Source organism: Flavobacterium sp. CF108 (genome assembly GCF_900129795.1).
In the GTDB taxonomy this organism is placed as follows: domain Bacteria; phylum Bacteroidota; class Bacteroidia; order Flavobacteriales; family Flavobacteriaceae; genus Flavobacterium.
In genome coordinates, this window is the sequence record NZ_FQWW01000003.1 from 1 (window position 1) to 19,328 (window position 19,328).

General features: G+C 33.4%; 18 protein-coding genes and 1 rRNA gene. 8 read left to right on the forward strand and 11 right to left on the reverse strand.

The features are described from left to right. Both rrf and pafA read left to right on the forward strand, forming a co-directional pair. Positions 1–88, forward strand: a 5S ribosomal RNA gene (gene rrf, locus BUE10_RS08590); the annotation flags it as partial. 181 nt (positions 89–269) lie between these two features. Next, a complete protein-coding gene (gene pafA, locus BUE10_RS08595; RefSeq protein WP_073484246.1) occupies positions 270–1,889 on the forward strand; it encodes an alkaline phosphatase PafA in 1,620 nt (539 codons plus the stop codon). 118 nt (positions 1,890–2,007) lie between these two features. On the opposite strand, the gene ald is transcribed toward pafA, so the two are convergent. After that, on the reverse strand, positions 2,008–3,126 hold the full coding sequence (ald, locus tag BUE10_RS08600; protein ID WP_073484248.1) for an alanine dehydrogenase: 1,119 nt from the start codon (positions 3,124–3,126) through the stop codon (positions 2,008–2,010). Positions 3,127–3,326: 200 nt separating this feature from the next. On the opposite strand from ald, the gene BUE10_RS08605 reads away from it, so the two are divergent. Beyond that, on the forward strand, positions 3,327–3,785 hold the full coding sequence (locus tag BUE10_RS08605; protein ID WP_053474073.1) for an Lrp/AsnC family transcriptional regulator: 459 nt from the start codon (positions 3,327–3,329) through the stop codon (positions 3,783–3,785). Positions 3,786–3,841: 56 nt separating this feature from the next. Here the strand turns inward: BUE10_RS08605 and BUE10_RS08610 are convergent, their stop codons facing one another. Further along, a complete protein-coding gene (locus tag BUE10_RS08610) occupies positions 3,842–5,290 on the reverse strand; it encodes a glyceraldehyde-3-phosphate dehydrogenase (RefSeq protein WP_073484249.1) in 1,449 nt (482 codons plus the stop codon). A 217-nt stretch (positions 5,291–5,507) separates the two neighbouring features. After that, complete coding sequence (locus BUE10_RS08615; protein WP_073484251.1) at positions 5,508–6,908, reverse strand: trypsin-like peptidase domain-containing protein; 1,401 nt, start codon at positions 6,906–6,908, stop codon at positions 5,508–5,510. 172 nt (positions 6,909–7,080) lie between these two features. On the opposite strand from BUE10_RS08615, the gene dapF reads away from it, so the two are divergent. The 5 genes from dapF to BUE10_RS08640 all read left to right on the forward strand — a co-directional run bounded on the left by dapF (position 7,081) and on the right by BUE10_RS08640 (position 11,203). Beyond that, positions 7,081–7,863: a diaminopimelate epimerase gene (dapF, locus tag BUE10_RS08620; RefSeq protein WP_073484253.1), complete on the forward strand. Its 783-nt coding sequence runs from the start codon at positions 7,081–7,083 to the stop codon at positions 7,861–7,863. Between the two features lie 91 nt (positions 7,864–7,954). Beyond that, positions 7,955–8,488, forward strand: a complete 534-nt coding sequence (locus BUE10_RS08625) for a GNAT family N-acetyltransferase (RefSeq protein ID WP_073484255.1) — start codon at positions 7,955–7,957, stop codon at positions 8,486–8,488. Between the two features lie 10 nt (positions 8,489–8,498). After that, complete coding sequence (gene mltG / locus BUE10_RS08630; RefSeq protein WP_073484257.1) at positions 8,499–9,539, forward strand: endolytic transglycosylase MltG; 1,041 nt, start codon at positions 8,499–8,501, stop codon at positions 9,537–9,539. A gap of 2 nt (positions 9,540–9,541) precedes the next feature. After that, entirely contained in the window at positions 9,542–10,459 is a 918-nt protein-coding gene (locus BUE10_RS08635; RefSeq protein WP_073484259.1) for a DUF2279 domain-containing protein, read from the forward strand. A gap of 99 nt (positions 10,460–10,558) precedes the next feature. Then, complete coding sequence (locus BUE10_RS08640) at positions 10,559–11,203, forward strand: hypothetical protein (protein WP_053474066.1); 645 nt, start codon at positions 10,559–10,561, stop codon at positions 11,201–11,203. A gap of 51 nt (positions 11,204–11,254) precedes the next feature. On the opposite strand, the gene scpA is transcribed toward BUE10_RS08640, so the two are convergent. The 8 genes from scpA to BUE10_RS24210 form a co-directional block, all read right to left on the reverse strand. After that, on the reverse strand, positions 11,255–13,393 hold the full coding sequence (scpA, locus tag BUE10_RS08645) for a methylmalonyl-CoA mutase (protein ID WP_073484261.1): 2,139 nt from the start codon (positions 13,391–13,393) through the stop codon (positions 11,255–11,257). Positions 13,394–13,448: 55 nt separating this feature from the next. Then, on the reverse strand, positions 13,449–13,640 hold the full coding sequence (locus tag BUE10_RS08650; protein ID WP_073484263.1) for a hypothetical protein: 192 nt from the start codon (positions 13,638–13,640) through the stop codon (positions 13,449–13,451). Continuing rightward, on the reverse strand, positions 13,640–15,007 hold the full coding sequence (locus tag BUE10_RS08655; RefSeq protein WP_073484265.1) for a methylmalonyl-CoA mutase subunit beta: 1,368 nt from the start codon (positions 15,005–15,007) through the stop codon (positions 13,640–13,642). Before BUE10_RS08655 ends, BUE10_RS08650 begins: the two co-directional genes overlap by 1 nt. A gap of 16 nt (positions 15,008–15,023) precedes the next feature. After that, positions 15,024–15,356, reverse strand: coding sequence for an FtsB family cell division protein (locus BUE10_RS08660; RefSeq protein ID WP_073484267.1), 333 nt, complete (start codon positions 15,354–15,356; stop codon positions 15,024–15,026). Between the two features lie 151 nt (positions 15,357–15,507). Further along, positions 15,508–16,116 carry a uridine kinase gene (udk, locus tag BUE10_RS08665; RefSeq protein ID WP_073484269.1) on the reverse strand — a complete coding sequence of 203 codons (609 nt, stop codon included), beginning with the start codon at positions 16,114–16,116 and terminating at the stop codon, positions 15,508–15,510. Between the two features lie 274 nt (positions 16,117–16,390). Beyond that, the gene (locus BUE10_RS08670; protein ID WP_073484270.1) at positions 16,391–17,272 is read right to left on the reverse strand and encodes an SDR family oxidoreductase; all 882 of its coding nucleotides are present in this window, start codon (positions 17,270–17,272) and stop codon (positions 16,391–16,393) included. Positions 17,273–17,346: 74 nt separating this feature from the next. Continuing rightward, positions 17,347–18,474, reverse strand: a complete 1,128-nt coding sequence (locus BUE10_RS08675; protein WP_073484272.1) for a methionine aminotransferase — start codon at positions 18,472–18,474, stop codon at positions 17,347–17,349. A gap of 46 nt (positions 18,475–18,520) precedes the next feature. Further along, positions 18,521–19,312, reverse strand: coding sequence for an energy transducer TonB (locus BUE10_RS24210; RefSeq protein ID WP_073484274.1), 792 nt, complete (start codon positions 19,310–19,312; stop codon positions 18,521–18,523). Between the last annotated feature and the right edge of the window lie 16 nt (positions 19,313–19,328).

Sequence of the window (19,328 nt, forward strand, 5' to 3'; positions counted from 1 at the left end):
CTCACCTCTTCCCATCCCGAACAGAGTAGTTAAGCCCGCCTGCGCAGATGGTACTGCATCATTGTGGGAGAGTATGTCGTCGCCTTTCTTTTGAAGAATCCTCATCATTTAGTTGATGAGGATTTTTTGTTTTATATGGGTTTGCTAAAAGCAACTTATATGAGAAGACTAAACTGTTAAATTATAGTCAATTGTTTGTTCTTCATCATTCATACTTTAGAAGTTTTAAATAGGATTGAGTATTTTTGTGTTTAAATTATTTATTAAACATGAAGAAAAGTATTTTACTGTTGACACTTTTTGTTATTACAAATTTAAGTGCGCAACAACGTCCCAAATTAGTCGTAGGTATAGTAGTTGATCAAATGAAAATGGAATATTTATATCGATTTTCAGATGATTTTTCCCCAAATGGTTTTAAAAGATTAATGAATGATGGATTCGTTTTCCAGAATATGCATTATAACTATATGCCAACTTATACTGCGCCTGGACATGCTTCTATATATACTGGTACAACACCTGCTACACACGGAATCGTTGGTAACGAATGGTTCAGTAGAACTCTTGGAAAAGAGATGTATTGTACAGACGACGCTGGAGTGAAAACTGTTGGTGATGGTACTGTAGAGGAAGGCGCAATGTCTCCTAAAAATCTTCAAGCTACTACAATTACAGATGAAGTTCGTATGGCTACCAATTTTAATGGAAAAGTTATCGGAATGAGTCTTAAAGACCGTGGTGCAATTTTGCCAGCTGGACATTTTGCAAATTGGGCATTTTGGTACAGTAAGACCGGATCATTTATTTCTAGTACTTTTTACGGAGAAAAATTGCCGGAATGGGTATCAGAATTCAATAATGAAAAAAACTACCTAAAATACATTAATAAAGGCTGGGATTTATATAAACCGGCTTCTGTATATAATGAAAGTCTTCCTGATAATAATCCTTATGAAGGTAAATTGTATGGAAGTGCTGCCCCAGTTTTCCCATATGATTTAAAATCAATGTATGAGAAAAATGATGCAGGAGTTATTCGTGTAACTCCTTATGGAAATGATTTACTTGCTGATTTTGCTAAAAGAGCAATCGAAAAAGAACAACTTGGAAAAGATAATAATACTGACTTCTTAACAGTTAGTTTTTCTTCTACTGACTATGTTGGACATTTACTTGGGCCAAGATCAATGGAACTTCAGGATACTTATTTAAGATTAGATCAAACCATTGCCGATTTCTTAGCTTATTTAGATAAAACAGTTGGAAAAGGAAACTATTTGCTTTTCTTAACTGCAGACCATGCAGGTGCCGAGAATGTAATTTATTTAAAAGACCGTAAGTATAATGTAGATAATTATCCTTCAAAAGATGTAAAGAAAAGCATGCAGGATTTTTCAACTCAAACTTTTGGAGTTGATTTAGTTCAAAACTATTCAAATTTCAATGTTTTCTTTAATAAGCAAATTATAAAAGAAAAAGGTTTAGAATTGACAAAAGTTAAACAAGCCTTTAAAGAGTTTTTAATTTCTCAGCCACAAGTTAAAAAAGTATATACTGAAGAAGAAATTTTAGCCAATGCCGGAAACGATTATTCTCTAAATTTTGTAGCTAAAGGTTATGATGTAACTCAAAATGGAGATCTTGTTATTGTTGACAAGCCAGGAGATATCGAATATACTACTACCGGAACTTCACACGGTACAATATATAGCTATGATACTCATGTGCCAGCTATTTTTTACGGATGGCATATTAAAAAAGGAGAATCTTACGATAAAAAAGCAATTACGGAGATAGCTCCAACAATTGCACAAAAAATTAAAGTTACTTTCCCTAATGGAACTGAAGCAAAAGTATTGCAGGAAGTTTTAGATGAAAAGAAATAAAATATAAAAGAATAAAAACCTGTCTTGCAAGACAGGTTTTTTTATGGCATAAAAAAGGCTTTTCATTACGAAAAGCCTTTTACTTTATTGCTTAGTAAGCACTTATTTAATATTGGCACTATGCGTTTGCCAATACTAATTCTTCATTAAAAGGAAGGTTCCATGCTTCAGCAACTCCTTTGTAAAGGATTTTTCCGTTAGCAATATTTAAACCTTTTTTCAATTCTTCGTTTTCTGCACAAGCTTTTTCCCATCCTTTGTTTGCTAATTGTACTGCATAAGGCAAAGTAGCATTAGTCAGAGCTAAAGTAGATGTATAAGGAACAGCTCCTGGCATATTAGCTACACAGTAGTGTACGATATCGTCAATAATAAAAGTTGGGTTTTCGTGAGTTGTAGGAGTACAAGTTTCGATACATCCACCTTGGTCAACTGCAACGTCAACAACAACAGTTCCCGGACGCATTAATTTAAGCATATCACGTGTAATTAAATGAGGTGCTTTTGCTCCTGGAATTAAAACTGCTCCAACAATTAAGTCAGCATCTTTAATTGCTCTTGTTATATTATAATGGTTAGACATTTCTGTATTTACATTTGCTGGCATGATGTCATCTAATTGACGTAAACGTGGCAAACTTAAATCCATGATAGTAACCTGAGCTCCTAAACCAGCAGCCATTTTTGCTGCCTGAGTTCCTACGATTCCTCCACCTAAAACTAATACTTTTGCTGGCGGTACACCCGGAACACCACCTAAAAGAATTCCTCTTCCTTTTAATGGTTTTTCAAGATATTTTGCTCCTTGTTGAATAGCCATACGGCCTGCAACTTCAGACATTGGAACTAATAATGGTAAACTGCGGTCTGTTTTTTCAACAGTTTCATAAGCTAAACAAACTGCACCTTTTTCAAGCATTGCGTGAGTTAATGGCTCAGATGAAGCAAAGTGGAAATAGGTAAATAATAATTGATCTTTTTTGATTAATTCATATTCAGATGCAATTGGTTCTTTTACTTTAATGATCATTTCTGCAATTCCATAAACTTCCTCAATAGTTGGTAAAACTACAGCACCAGCTTGCGCATATTCTTCATCAGCAAAACCACTACCTAAACCAGCAGTAGCTTGTACATAAACTGTATGTCCATGTTTTTTCATTTCAGAAACACCTGCAGGAGTTAAAGCAACTCTGTTCTCGTTGTTTTTTATTTCTTTTGGAACACCTATTATCATTTGATATATTTTTTTGTTTTTTATTGAATTTGTTTTACAAAGCTACAGAGAGAGAATAAATTATGGTTTACTGATTAATAAATAAGAAAATATTATTTTATTTTTTACTTTTACAGAAAATTATTCTGTTTTGACCTGTAATTTATTCTTCAAAAAGAAAAAAAAACTAAAAAATACTACTCTAATAAAACGTTTTCGTTATGGCTTTAGATGAAATTGACAAAAAAATCTTACGTCTTTTACAGGAAGATGCGCACTATACATTAAAAGACATTGCAAACAAAATAAATTTGTCTTTGACTCCGGTTCACGATCGGGTTAAACGTCTTGAAAAAGATGGGATTATAGAAAAATACGTTACAATTTTAGACAAGAAAAAACTCGGAAATAATTTAACCGTTTACTGTCAGGTTACGCTTACTAAACAGACTTATGATACCTCTGAAGGATTTAATCAGTCCATTTTAAATTTGCCTGAGGTTGTAGAGTGTAATTACGTTTCGGGAAACTTTGATTATATGCTTAAAATTATAATTCCGGATATGGAAAGCTATCATCACTTTCATCAAAAAAAATTATCTGTGCTGCCAGAAGTTTCACTTATAAATACCGTCTTTGTTATATCAGAAGTAAAAAGCACAACTGTTTTACCTATTTAATTAAAAACAAAAACCACCAAGTAAACTTGATGGTTTAAGTAAGTAGTTAGATTGAATTAATAATAAGTATAACGTCTTACCTTGGCAATATATTTTGCAAGACGAATAACTTGATGACTATAACCGTATTCATTATCGTACCAAATATAGAGTACAACGTTTTTTCCATCCTTTGAAACAATAGTTGCATTACTGTCATAAATTGAAGGGGCCGAAGTTCCAACAATATCAGATGAAACCAATTCATTGTTCAGTGAATATTTAATTTGCTCTACGAGTTCTCCTTCAAGAGCATATTTTTTCATGATTTTATTGATCGCAGTAATCGATGTTGCTTTTTTAACTTCTAAGTTTAAAACCACCAAAGAACCATTAGGAACAGGAACTCGAATAGCATTTGAAGTTAATTTTCCTTCTAAAGATGGTAAAGCTTTTGAAACAGCATTTCCTGCACCAGTTTCAGTAATAACCATATTTAAAGCAGCAGCTCTTCCGCGACGGTATTTTCTGTGCATATTATCAACCAAATTTTGATCGTTGGTATAAGAATGAATAGTTTCTAAATGTCCTTTTACAACACCCAAAGTATCTTCGATAACTTTTAAAACCGGTGTAATAGCATTTGTTGTACAAGATGCCGCAGAGAAAATATTATTTTCATCTGGATTATAGTCATTATGGTTTACTCCGTGTACAATATTTGGAACACCTTTTCCCGGAGCAGTCAATAAAACTTTATTAACCCCATTTGATGTTAAATGTCTTTTTAAAGCTTCTTCTGTTGTAAATGCTCCTGTATTATCAATTACTAAAGCATCATTAATTTCATAATCGGTATAATCAATTTCTTCTGGAGAATTTGCAGAAATAATATGAACAGTAGTTCCATTAATTATTAATGCATTGTTTTTGGCATCGGCAATTACAGAACCTTGAAAATCTCCGTGAATCGAATCATAACGCAATAAAGAAGCACGTTTCTCTAAAGTTACAGCGTCATTTTTATCTCGGGTCACAATCGCTCTCAATCGCAATTGATTTCCTTTTCCGGTTTTAGACATTAACTCTCTGGCCAATAAACGTCCAATTCTTCCAAAACCATAAAGAACAACATCTTTGGGCTGAATTTCTTGTGAAGTTTTTGATTTTTTCAATTTTTCGATAACAAAATATCTTGCGTCCGGATATTTTTCATCTTCTAAATGATACTCGTAAGTTAATTTTCCAAGATCTATTTTCGCAGGCGGAAGATCTAAAGACAAAACAACTTTTGCAATTTCGACCGAATCGAAAATGGTAATTGGTTTTCCCACAAACTCACCCGCATATTGATGAAGATTGATAATATCGCTGACATTTTTATCCAGTAATTGATTTTTAAATAAAACCATTTCGATGGATTTGTCATACCATAAATCACTGATCACTTTAATTAATTCGACACCAGCTCTTCTTCGGTCGACTTGTAATGATACCTCTTTTTGGTACAAAGAATTTTTGCTCATAATTGATTAAATTGAAATAATAAAACACTCACTTATTTTATAATTTGGCGCAAAAGTATCCATTTCAATCGATTTCGTAAACTATTTTAGCATTTATTTTATAAAACAAAAAAGCCAGCTTAATTTCTTAAGATGACTTTTTTTTGAGTTTTCAGTCGCAGTCACAGTTTACAGTTTTAAAGAACTGAATACTGTGACTGAATACTGCGACTAATTTTTAAATAATAATTCTAAAAATCTCTCCGTTTTTATTGATCATTTCGATGCGTACACTTTGTCCTTCGTCTTTTTTATTTAAAAGTTTAGAAACAGTTTCAACATTTGTCGCTTTTACGTTATCGATGCTTAAAATAATATTTCCCTGCAATTCATTTTGGTACTGCATTAAATTCTCATTGGTGATGTTTTTAATTTTTACACCATAATCAATTTTGAATTTCTTTTTATCAGCAGCATCAATATTTTCTAATTCTATTCCTTTAAATTCAGTACTAAAAAACTCATTTTTGCTTAAAGTAACCGGAACAGTTTTAGTTTTTCCTTCTTTAATATAAGTCACTTTTACAACATCATTCGGGCGTTTTGTGTTAATGTAACCTGAAAGATCAGCAAAAGTCGAAATGTTTTGCTCGTCCAGTTTTATAATAATATCACCTTTTGTAAGACCCGCTTTTTCGGCACCAGAATTTTTAGAAACTTTATTAATGTAGAAACCTTGCGTTTCAGTAATTCCTAATTCTTTTGAAGCCGTACTGTTCAATTCACCGCCTTCAACACCAAGAATTCCTCTTTGTACATTTCCATATTCCATAATATCCTCAATAATTTTTCGAGCAATATTTGATGGAACAGCAAAAGAATATCCAACATAAGATCCTGTCATAGACGAAATCATAGTATTAATTCCAATTAATTCACCTCTTGTATTTACTAATGCACCACCAGAATTCCCCGGATTTACCGCAGCATCAGTTTGAATGAAAGATTGAATACCGCTTTGGTCTAAATTTCTGGCTTTCGCCGAAACAATTCCGGCAGTAACTGTCGAAGTTAAATTGTATGGATTACCAACTGCCAAAACCCATTCTCCAATTTTTACAGAATCAGAATTTGCAAAAGCAGTATAAGGTAATTTTTCATTGGCACTAATTTTTAATAATGCGATGTCCATTTTAGAATCTGTACCAACTAATTTTGCTTTGTACGATTTTTTATTGTTCAAGGTAATTTCAATTTCAGATGCATCTTTAATAACGTGATTGTTTGTCACGATATATCCATCTTCAGAAATAATAACACCAGATCCGGTTCCTACTTGTTCTTGCTGCTGCTGTCCGCCATAACCGTAGAAAAATTCCATCATAGGATTACTTACCGTTCTTCTTGAAACATTTTTTACGTGAACAACAGTGTGAATTGTTTTATCTGCAGCTTCAGTAAAATCAACTGCTTCGCCAGGTAACCCAACGGTTCTTCCGTATGAATTAGGAGCTAAGGTAACAACAGAGTTTCCTTTTCCAAAAAAAGAACCACTGCCGTCAAATAATAACTTATAAGCACCAAGCGTAGTAGCACCGCTTAGTAGTGAAACTAGAAATAAGGTTGAAAATCTTTTCATATTACATTTATGTTTTTGAGTTATTTAGGAATTTGTTTTTAACATTTATAACGTAAAATTATACCAAAAAATTATTTGAGAAAACGGTTTAACTCTCTTTAACATTGATTAACATTTCATTAATTAATCTTCATAGATTCTTCGTACTTTTGTATTTCTTAATGAATAAAAAATGCAAGTAGAATTTTATAAATATCAAGGTACAGGCAACGATTTTGTAATGATCGACAACAGATTTAATTTCTTCCCAAAAGAAGATGTAAAGTTGATTGAACGCTTGTGCGACAGACGTTTCGGAATTGGAGCTGACGGCCTAATTTTGTTAGAAAATGATTCTGAAACTGACTTTAGAATGGTTTACTATAATTCAGACGGAAACCAAAGTTCAATGTGCGGCAATGGCGGACGCTGTTTGGTAGCTTTTGCAAATCAATTGGGAGTTATCGACGATAAAACTACTTTTATCGCGACAGACGGTTTACACCATGCTTCAGTAGGAAATGATGCGATTGTTTCGCTTCAAATGATTGATGTTGATAAAGTGCAAAAAAATGACTCTTATACTTTTTTGGATACAGGATCTCCGCATCACGTGCAGATTGTTGACGATTTAGAACATTATAATGTAAAAGAAAACGGAGCAGCGATTCGTTACGGAGATTTATACGGAGAAAAAGGAAGCAACGTTAATTTCGTTAAAAAAGTAGATGATGATACTTTCTCTCTTCGTACTTACGAAAGAGGTGTTGAAGACGAAACTTTAGCTTGCGGAACAGGAGCAACAGCCGTAGCAATCGCAATGAATGCAATTGGGCAAACAGATAAAACTTCAATCAACTTAAATGTTGAAGGAGGAAAATTGGTAGTTTCTTTCGATAAATTAGGAGATCATTTTACCAATGTTTTTCTAACCGGACCCGCAAAATTTGTTTTCAAAGGAACTATAGAAATATAAAATTCCAATATTCCAACTATTCTAAAATTCCAAATTCCAAAATTGACAATCAGCAATCTAAAATCAACAATCTAAAATCTAAAATTGCAAAATGATCACACTCAAAGGCGAAACCATTTATCTGCGTGCACTTGAACCTGAAGATTTAGGGTTTGTGCATTCGATGGAAAATGATCAGAGCATTTGGGAAGTCAGCAATACCAATACGCCTTATAGTCGTTTTTTGATTCGTCAATATCTTGAAAATGCACAACAGGATATTTATGAAGCCAAACAATTACGATTGGCAATTTGTCAGGACGAAGATTTTCCGGCGATTGGATTGATCGATTTATTTGAATTTGACCCAAGAAATAACAGGGCAGGAGTTGGGATTGTTATTCAAAAAAATAAAAACAGAAGACAAAATATTGGTTCTGAGGCATTAGAACTTCTCATTAAATATTCTTTTTTTAATTTAAATCTGCATCAGCTTTATGCAAATATTAGTACAAATAATGAAGCAAGTATAGCACTTTTTACTAAATTTGGTTTTGAGAAAATAGGAATTAAAAAAGACTGGATTTTGCTAAATAACCACTATCAAGATGAAGCAATTTTTCAGTTAATCAATAAAAACATTTAAACTAATAGCTTTGAAATTAAAAAAAATAATCACACTAGCTGCCGTAGCCGTAATTTCTGTTTTACTGATTTACGGTTTTATTTTAATCAGCCAAATTTTTAGTGCCAATACAAAATTTGAAGAAAAAGAAGTTTACGTTTACGTTCCAACTGGGGCAAATTATACTGATGTAAAAAAAATATTAGAGCCATATATCAAAAACTTTGACAATTTTGAACTGGTTGCCAGCAAAAGAAGTTACCCTGAAAATGTAAAATCAGGACGTTTTCTTTTGAAAAAAGATATGAATAACATTGACTTAGTTCGTGCAATGCGTTCAAATGTTCCTGTTAAATTAGCTTTTAACAATCAGGAACGTCTGGAAAATTTTGCGGGAAGAGTTGGTTCAGAAATCGAAGCCGACAGTTTATCTTTATTGAAAGCTTTTAGAGATCCTAAATTTTTATCAGACAACGGATTTAATGAAGAAAATGTTTTCGCTATGTTTATTCCAAATACTTATGAAGTATATTGGAACACATCGGCAGAAAAATTCCGTGATAAAATGATCAAGGAATATCATAATTTTTGGACTCCTGAAAGAATTGAGCAGGCAAAAAAACAAGGTTTAACTCCGGTTCAGGTTTCTATTTTAGCTTCAATTGTTCATAAAGAATCAGTTAAAAAAGACGAAAGACCTCGTATTGCAGGTGTTTACTTAAACCGTTTGCGTTTAGAAATGCCATTACAGGCAGATCCAACCGTAATTTATGCTTTAAAATTAAGAGACAATAATTTTGATCAGGTTATAAAACGAGTTTTTTATAATGATTTGGTTATGAAATCTCCATACAATACTTACGTAAATATCGGCCTTCCTCCGGGACCAATTGCTATGGCTGATATTACGGCACTTGAAGCGGTTTTAAATCCGGAGAAAAACGATTATATCTATTTTTGTGCAAGCGTTGATCGTTTTGGCTACCATGAATTTGCTTCAAATTATGCAGAGCACACAAAAAATGCAAAAAAATATTCAGACTGGATTGCTAGTCAAGGCGTAACAAGATAGTTTTGAATTTAAAAGAATACCTTTTATTATCGGTTTTATTTATATTAAGCTTTCAATCTTTTTCTCAAAATAAGATTGAAAGCTTTTTAACTCCTTCTGATACATTAAATAAAAAAAGACAAAACACAGTAATAGTAACTGAAACCGCTTTGGCTTCAGCTACATTATTGGGTTTAAATCAAATTTGGTATGCTGATTATCCAAGATCAAAGTTTCATTTTATAAATGATAACAACGAATGGCTCCAAATGGATAAAATGGGGCATATGTATTCTGCTTATCATTTAGGAAGATTTGGTGCCGAAATGCTGAGCTGGAGTGGTGCAGATCAAAAAAAGCAATTGATATACGGTGCAGGTTTGGGTTTTGCCTTTTTAACTGCGGTTGAAGTTTTAGACGGATATTCATCAGAATGGGGAGCTTCTCCGGGTGATATTATTGCGAATGCTACCGGAACAGGTTTGTATGTTTCTCAGGAATTATTGTGGAAAGAACAGCGTATCATTCCAAAATTTTCATTTCATACAACGCAATATGCAAGTATGCGTCCGAATCTTTTAGGAAAATCATTAAATGAACAAATTTTAAAAGATTATAACGGACAAACTTATTGGCTTTCTGTCAATCTTCATTCTTTTGCAAAAGAGAGCAAAATTCCGAAGTGGCTGAATGTTGCTTTTGGATATGGAGCCGAAGGAATGATTTCCGGAAATGTTCAGGATGATATTCCAATTTCGGTCGAAAACCCTGAAAGATACCGTCAGTTTTTTCTTTCATTTGATGTGAATTTAGCTAAAATTGACACAAAATCGCATTTTTTGAAAACTATTTTTTCTGTTTTTAACACGATAAAAATTCCGGCACCAACTCTCGAATACTCCGCCAATAAAGGCTTCAAAGCACATGCGCTCTATTTTTAATTTCGGTTAAACTACTGAATATCAGATTTTTTTGTTTTTCATTACCTTTGCACCGTAGAAATTTCAAAAAGGTGACAGCGTTTTGAAGAAAAACAATTTATGATAAAGAAGTGGTATTTTTATGCGAGTTTAATCGTTATTATTACATTTTTAAGTTTGGGTTTTAAACCCTTTAGTGTCGAAACCAAACCATGGTTTCTAACAGAAAAAACAGATGGATCAGAATACATTTTTCCATCTTTAGAAAAGGATGATTATCCTAAAGTAAATCTAAACGTCCCATACACTGGAAATCATCTTATCGGTTTTAAAGAAGCAGTAGCTTTCAAAGAATCTCAGGGAAAATACCGAATGGTAAATTCACTGGGTTACATGGGAAAATATCAATTTGGTTCAAAAGCATTACGCGCCATTGGAGTCAGAAATGAAAAAGACTTCTTAACAGATCCGGCATTACAAGAAAAAGCTTTTGTTGCGTTATTATCCAAAAACAAATGGATTTTACGTAATGAAATAGAAAAGTACGAAGGAAAAGTGATTAATGGTGTCGAAATTACAGAATCTGGTATTTTAGCAGCTGCGCATCTAGGAGGTGCAGGATCAGTAAAAAACTTTTTTAAACATGGAGGAAACAGGCATTTTAGAGATGCTTTCGGAACTTCTTTAAAAAGTTATATGCGAGATTTTGCCGGCTATGATCTTTCTTTTATTGAAGCAGACAGTAATGCGACAATAAACGATTAAAAACTAAAAAAAAATCCCGAATGATAATTCGGGATTTTTTTTTGAATATTTTTAGTCAATTAAGATTTCTAAAATTTTAATAGCCGCTTCACTTATTTTAGTTCCTGGCCCAAATACAGCTGCTGCGCCTGCATCAAATAAAAATTGATAGTCCTGTGCAGGAATAACACCGCCCACAATTACCATAATATCTTCACGATCGTGTTTTTTAAGTTCTTCAATAACTTGTGGAACCAATGTTTTATGTCCCGCAGCAAGTGATGAAACACCTAAAATATGAACATCATTTTCGACAGCTTGTTTCGCCGCTTCAGCCGGAGTTTGAAATAAAGGGCCTATATCCACATCAAAACCTACATCGGCATAACCGGTTGCTACAACTTTTGCACCGCGATCATGACCATCTTGTCCCATTTTGGCAATCATAATTCTTGGGCGTCGTCCTTCTTGTTTTGCAAAAGCATCTGCTAATTGTTTTGCTTTTTCAAAATTCTCATCGTTCTTTATTGCTGCACTATACACACCGCTAAATGATTTAATTTGCGCTTTAAACCTCCCGAAAACAGTTTCTAAAGCATCACTTATTTCACCTAATGTTGCTCTGTTTCTGGCAGCTTCAACGGCAATTTCTAATAAGTTTCCTTCTCCGGTTTTAGCACAATGAATTAATTTTTCCAGTGATTGATTTACTTTTTCTGTATCTCTTTTTGCTTTAATATTTTCAAGCTGTTCAATTTGCTGTTTACGAACCATTTGGTTGTCAACATCTAAAATATGCAATGGATCTTCTTTTTCTAATCTAAATTTATTGACACCAACAATAATATCCTGCCCGCTGTCGATTCTTGCTTGTTTTCTCGCAGCCGCTTCTTCAATTCTAAGTTTCGGAATTCCGGCTTCAATCGCTTTTGTCATACCGCCCAATTCTTCAACCTCTTCAATTAATTTCCAGGTATTTTCTAAAATTTCATTCGTCAAAGATTCTACGTAATAACTTCCGCCCCAAGGGTCGACAGTTTTCGTGATTTTCGTTTCTTCCTGTAAATAAATCTGTGTATTTCGTGCAATTCTCGCCGAAAAATCAGTTGGCAAAGCAATTGCCTCATCAAGTGCGTTGGTATGCAAAGACTGTGTTCCGCCAAATGCTGCAGCAGTAGCTTCAATACAAGTTCTGGCTACATTGTTAAACGGATCCTGTTCTGTTAAACTCCAGCCGCTGGTTTGGCAATGTGTTCTTAATGCTAATGATTTATCGCTTTTCGGGTTAAACTGCTGTAATAGTTTTGCCCAAATCATTCGGCCGGCTCTCATTTTTGCAATTTCCATAAAATGATTCATTCCAATTGCCCAAAAGAAAGAAAGGCGTGGAGCAAATTCATCAATCGTCATTCCAGTTGATAATCCAGTTCGAATATATTCTAAACCATCTGCTAAAGTATAAGCTAATTCAATATCAGCTGTTGCTCCGGCTTCCTGCATATGATATCCTGAAATCGAGATAGAATTGAACTTCGGCATTTTTTTGCTCGTAAATTCAAATATATCGGCAATAATTTTCATTGAAGGCGTTGGCGGATAAATATAAGTATTACGCACCATGAATTCCTTCAAAATATCATTTTGAATAGTTCCTGAAAGTTTGTTTAATTCAACACCTTGCTCTTCAGCAGCCACAATATAAAATGCCATAATGGGTAAAACGGCGCCGTTCATAGTCATGGAAACCGACATTTCATCAAGCGGAATCTGATCAAACAATACTTTCATGTCTTCTACAGAATCGATGGCAACACCTGCTTTCCCAACATCTCCAACAACTCTTTCGTGGTCTGAATCGTAACCGCGATGCGTAGGCAAATCAAAAGCTATGGAAAGTCCTTTTTGTCCCGCAGCAAGATTTCTTCTGTAAAAAGCATTACTTTCTTCCGCAGTCGAAAATCCGGCATACTGGCGAATCGTCCACGGACGACGAACGTACATGGTAGCGTAAGGCCCGCGTAAATTGGGCGTAAAGCCAGCTCCGAAATCCAGAAACTCTAAGTCTTCTATGTCTTTTTCAGAATAGTTTTTTTTAAGTTCAATTCCTTCGGCTGTGGTGAAGTTCTCCGTTATCGGTTCAGAGTTATGCGTCAGTTTATCTAACGTTTCACTTTTTGCATCTAGCTTTATATGTGTAAGGTCTTTTCTCAATTTTAAAATTATTTCTTAGAATAGGTTCAATTTGCTTTCAATTTCTTTTATGGTCTTAATTTTCTTTTCGTTTTAAATACTTAGTTAAGTAAAGAAAAATTGCAAATACTAAAGCAAAAATTAATGGCAGAACTCTCATTTCTGTTTTTATATTATGACTTGATGCACCTATGATTACCCACATAAAAAGAGATAATAAAATTAAAATCACCAAAATAATTCTTGTAATAATTTTAAGTGTTTTCATTATTTTTCTTCAGATTCTAAACGTTCTTGTTCCAATTTTTCAGCTAATCTCTTTTCTATAATAGGTGTAATTAATGTTTTTCTAGGTTTGATTTTTACAAAAGGAAACAATTCTAGATCATGTTTCATTCTGTCTTCTTTGTTAGGATATTTATTGGTGCCTAATAAAACTTCTTTTTTAGAATCGAATAATTCCTGCTCTTTAGCGGCACTTTCCTGAATTTTCTTTTTAATCGTTCCGTCGTTCAAAAGTTTCAGGAAACCTCCGTCAGCTTCAATATCTTTAAATAAGTTTAAACTCTTTTCTGCCAATTGCATTGTTAAACTTTCAATATAATAACTTCCATCGGCTGGATTATCGACTTTGTCAAAATAGCTTTCGTGTTTTAAAACTAAAAGCTGATTTCTGGCAATTCTATCTCCAAATTCATTGTCTTTATGATATAAAGCATCGTAAGGTAAATTTGCCACAGCATCGGCTCCGCCTAATATTGCCGACATACATTCGGTTGTGGTTCGAAGCATGTTGACGTTATAATCGTAAATGGTTTTATTTCGTTTGGTTGGCGTAACCAAAAAATGACAGTCTATATCAGGATTGTATTCTGCAGCAATTAATTTGAAAAGCATTCGCAAAGCACGAAGTTTTGCAATTTCAAAAAAGTAATTAGTTCCAACAGCTATTTCAAAAACAATTGGTTTTGCTAAAGTAGGGAAACGGTTTAAATATTCATTAGCATGCGCTAAACTGTAGGCAATTTGCTGTGTAATATTTGCTCCTGAATTTTGATACAAACCTAAATCTACACTCAGAAAAGGCAGATTGGTTTGGTTAGATATTTTTTCAAGCGTTTCAAAATTATTTTTATCCGATGTTGTAAACCAGTTTCCGTCGCGGGCTAATTGTCCAATTGGATCTAAATTGCAATAAAATATTGCTTTTTTATGACTAGAAATAGCATCCAGTTTTTTTACGAAATCGATTGAGAGAAAGCTCAAATGAAAATAAACAATTTTATTTTCTAAAGGAAGATTTTCTAATAATTTTTGAATGTCGGTATTTTCGTTCTGAATCGTAAAACGTAAACTTTCGGCACCTCTTTCAATCGTATTTATTGCTCTGCTGATAGATTTTTCAACGTCGTGAACAAATATATTTTGACAGATTTTAAATTCTGAAGCCTGAGTTTGAACAGCAGCACTTTTGGTAAATTCGTCGCTGTGATAAAAAGGTTTTACCTGAATATCCTCTGGAGAATTCCAAATTACAGTTTGGTTATAATCGGCTCCATCTAATTCAAACTGAATTTTTTGTTTCCATTGTTTGGATGAAATCGGATTAAAATCGTCGAATAGGTTAGTGGCCATTTAGTGTTTTTTGTGTTTATTCTTTATCTTGAATGGTATCTCCTTCAAACTGGATGATGTAAATATCTTCGCTGTCTTTTTTCATAAAGTACTTCTCGCGAGCATATTTTTCTATTTGTTCAGGATTTTTAAGTTGTTTGATCTGTTCCTGATCTTTCTTTATTTCTTCCTGATAATATTTTTTATTGTCTTGTAATTCATTGATCTGTCCGTCTAAAAAGCGATGATCAAAATAGGAGTAATTATCTAAAAATAACATCCAGATTACAAAGAACAGCAAAACCCAGACATATTTATTGCCTAGATATCTGAACCATTTTTTGTCTTTATATGGATTTTTTATTTTCATTTTTTATAAACCTGTTGTTTCTTTTGAATTCGATTGGTCTTTTTAGCCCCGATAGAAGTGAAAATCCTTTTGTGCCGGGGTTCGGCACAAAAGATTGTAACGTATAGCGGGATTAGCTCCTAATTATTATGGTTTAAATTTACGATAAAAATTATGAAATTCTCTGATTAATTACAGCGCGAACTACATCAATTGCTACCGTATTGTATTTATCATTTGGAATAATAATATCTGCAAATGCTTTTGATGGCTCTATAAATTGCTCATGCATAGGTTTTAACGTGTTTTGATAACGATTTAAAACCTCATCGATATCACGTCCGCGTTCTGAAATATCTCTTTTTAAACGACGAATTAATCTTTCATCAGAATCTGCATGAACGAAAATTTTGATATCAAAAAGTTCACGTAATTCCGGATTTGTCAAAATTAAGATTCCTTCAACAATCATAACTTTTCTGGGATGTGTTGCCACTGTATCGTCAGTTCTGTTGTGTTTTATGAAAGAATAAACCGGCTGATCGATAGTTTCTCCCGCTTTTAAAGCTTTAAGATGTCTTACTAATAATTCAAAATCGATTGCACGCGGATGATCAAAATTAATTAATGCTCTTTCGTCAAATGATAAATTATCGGTTTGTTTATAGTACGAATCCTGAGAAATTACACCTACTTCAGTGTCTGGTAATTCGTTCATGATTTGGTGTACTACCGTTGTTTTTCCACTTCCTGTTCCTCCTGCAAGTCCAATAATGAGCATAAAATTTTTGTTTGATATTTGTTTGGCAAAAATAATAATTTAACTGAATTGCTAAACATATTAATTTATTTAACCATATAAGTAATGTAAGTAAATTTAAGCAAGCAAATATTTAAATAAAACGTTACTTAATTGAACTTATATCACTTATATGGTTAAAAGATTATTACTTATATGGTCAAAAAATAAAAAATCCCGAAAGTAAAAACCTTCGGGATTTGGTGCAATCAGTATAGTTTTAATAAAATATTCTGAATTTAGTAAGCACTTGTAATTATTTGTTCTTCTTTGCTTTAATCATCATTTCAAGCTGATCCCAAAGTTCTTCTGGAATTGCTTCTAATAAATTGAATTGTCCGGCACCTTTTAACCATTCACCGCCGTCAATCGTAATGACATCACCATTTACATAAGCAGAGAAATCTGATACTAAATAAGCCGCTAAATTGGCTAATTCCTGATGATCTCCCACACGTTTCAAAGGCACTTTTTTTGCCATGTCGAATTTTTCTGAAAGATCTCCCGGCAATAATCTATCCCAAGCACCTTTTGTTGGGAATGGTCCCGGAGCGATTGCGTTAGAACGAATTCCGTATTTTGCCCATTCTACAGCAAGACTTCTTGTCATGGCTAAAACCCCTGCTTTTGCAGTTGCACTTGGCACCACATAAGCAGAACCAGTCCAGGCATAAGTTGTTACAATATTTAAAATCGTTGCCGATGTTTGTTTGGTATCAATCCAGTGTTTTCCAAAGGCAAGCGTACAGTTTTTTGAACCTTTAAGTACGATATCTATAACAGTATCAAATGCATTTGCAGATAAACGTTCTGTTGGAGAAATAAAATTTCCGGCTGCATTGTTCAAAAGAACATCCACCTTTCCAAAAACTTTTAAAGTTTCATGAAGCATATTTTCTACTTCTTCATAATGACGAACGTCACATTGAAGCGGTAAACATTTTCCGCCAGTTTCACTTTCAAGCTCTGCCGCAGTAGTTTTCAGCTTTTCTAAATCTCTTGAAGTTATCGCAACTTGTGCGCCTAATTCAAGAAAATATTTAGTCATTGCTTTTCCTAAACCGCTTCCGCCGCCTGTAACTACAATGACTTTTCCCTTTAAAGCGTCGTCACGTAACATTTTATCTGTATAGCTCATACTTTTCTTTTTTTACAATATTAATTAAAAAAATAGGATGCACGCATAATATTGTTATAAAATTTTGATAAACTTTATATATCACATAGTTTTTTTGCGGCAGATTCTAAAGTAAAATCGTCTTTGGCAAAGCAAAAACGTATTAATTTTTGATCTTTATGATCGGAGTAAAAAGTTGAAATAGGAATCGCAGCAACGCCATGATTGATGATTAGATTTTTGCAGAAGGTTATATCATCTTCATTGGAAATATTGGCATAAGAAGCAACCTGAAAATAAGTTCCTTCACAGGGTTTTAATTCAAATTTGCTGTTTTTGAGAAGTTTTTGAAAGTAATCTCTTTTTTCCTGATAGAATTTTCCAAGCAAGTTTACATCAACAACATCTAAATATTCGCTGATCGCAAATTGTGAAATACTGTTTACGCTGAAAACTAAAAATTGATGCACTTTTTTGATTTCCTTCATTAAATATTCGGCAGCAATTGTGTAACCAATTTTCCAGCCTGTAATATGAAATGATTTCCCGAAAGAAGAAACCATAATACAGCGGTCTAAAAGAAAGCTTTTGGTATGTGCCGAGATATGTTTCTCTTCAAAAGTAATGTATTCATAAACTTCATCAGATAAAACAATGATATCTGGATATTTTGAAAGTATTTTTTCTAATTGAAGAAAATCAGCTTCTGTTAATATTTTTCCTGTTGGATTATGCGGATTGTTGATGATAATCATTCGGCTTTTCTCCGAACAAGCTTTTTCGATTGTCTCCCAATTTGGCGTATAATCGTCATTTAAAGCTACACGAACAGGTTTTGCTTTGCAAAGTAAAACAGGAGATTCATAAGAATCATAACTTGGATCGAGAATAATTACTTCGTCGTTTTCTTTTACCAAAGCTAAAATAGTAGTAAAAATCCCTTGCGTTGCGCCCGCTGTAACCAAAAGTTCTAAATCAGGATTGATTGTTCTACTATAAGATTCCTGAATTAACTTCGCAATTTTATTCATCAATGGCGGATAACCTGCCATCGGTGTATATTGATGTACATTTTCCTTTGATAATCTTGCAACAATATCTGTTAATCTTTCGTCAACAGGAAAATTAGGAAATCCCTGCGAAAGATTTATCGCATTGTATTCGGCTGCCATTTTTGACATTACCGTAAAAATGCTTGTAGTTACGTTTGGGAGTTTACTCATGTTGAAGTTTGATTAAGGGAAAACTTGTGTGAGAAAGCAGACAATATTAATTTACAGCTATTGGCATAGAGTACAAAACTCTAACGACCTTATCATTTTGTTTTCCAGGTGTCCATTTTGGAGATTCTTTTAACACTCTAATAGCTTCTGCACCCGTTCCATACCCAAGGTCTCTTAAGATTTTTATATCAGTTAAAGACCCATCTTTTTCGATAATAAAAGTGGCGTAAACCCTTCCTTTTAGATCCTTTTGTGGATTTTTATAATTGTCTTTTAAGTATTTATTTAAAGCTTCTTGACCTCCTGGAAATTCAGGTCTTACTTCTATACCTGCGGTATTGTAAACAGGGTTTTCATCCTCAATAACTTCTGAAACACGGTTGTTATTATTGCGCTCATAAAATTCTAGGGATTCATCTGAGTTAATACCGTTTACAGTTATAGGAAATGAATAATTCCATCTCACATATTTGTTGTCTCTTTTTGCAGGAGTCCATCTAGGAGATAATTTTAATACTCTAATTGCTTCTTCACCCGTCCCATATCCAATGTCTCTTAAAATTTTTATATCACTTAAAGTTCCATTTGTTTCAACTATAAAAGAGACATACACTTTTCCTTTTAAGTTTTTCACAATCGGCATTCTATAATTGTTTTTTATAAAATCATTATATAAAGCTTCTGGTCCGCCAGGGAACTCAGGTTGTGAATCCACGCGTGAATTTTTTGTACTGCTGTTGACTATTGCATCAGGATCTGATTTAATAGTTGGCTCTTTGTGTTGAGAAAAAGTACTTTGTATAAAACAAATTGAAATTAGGAATAAAATTTTTTTCATTATGAAGGTTTTGAGA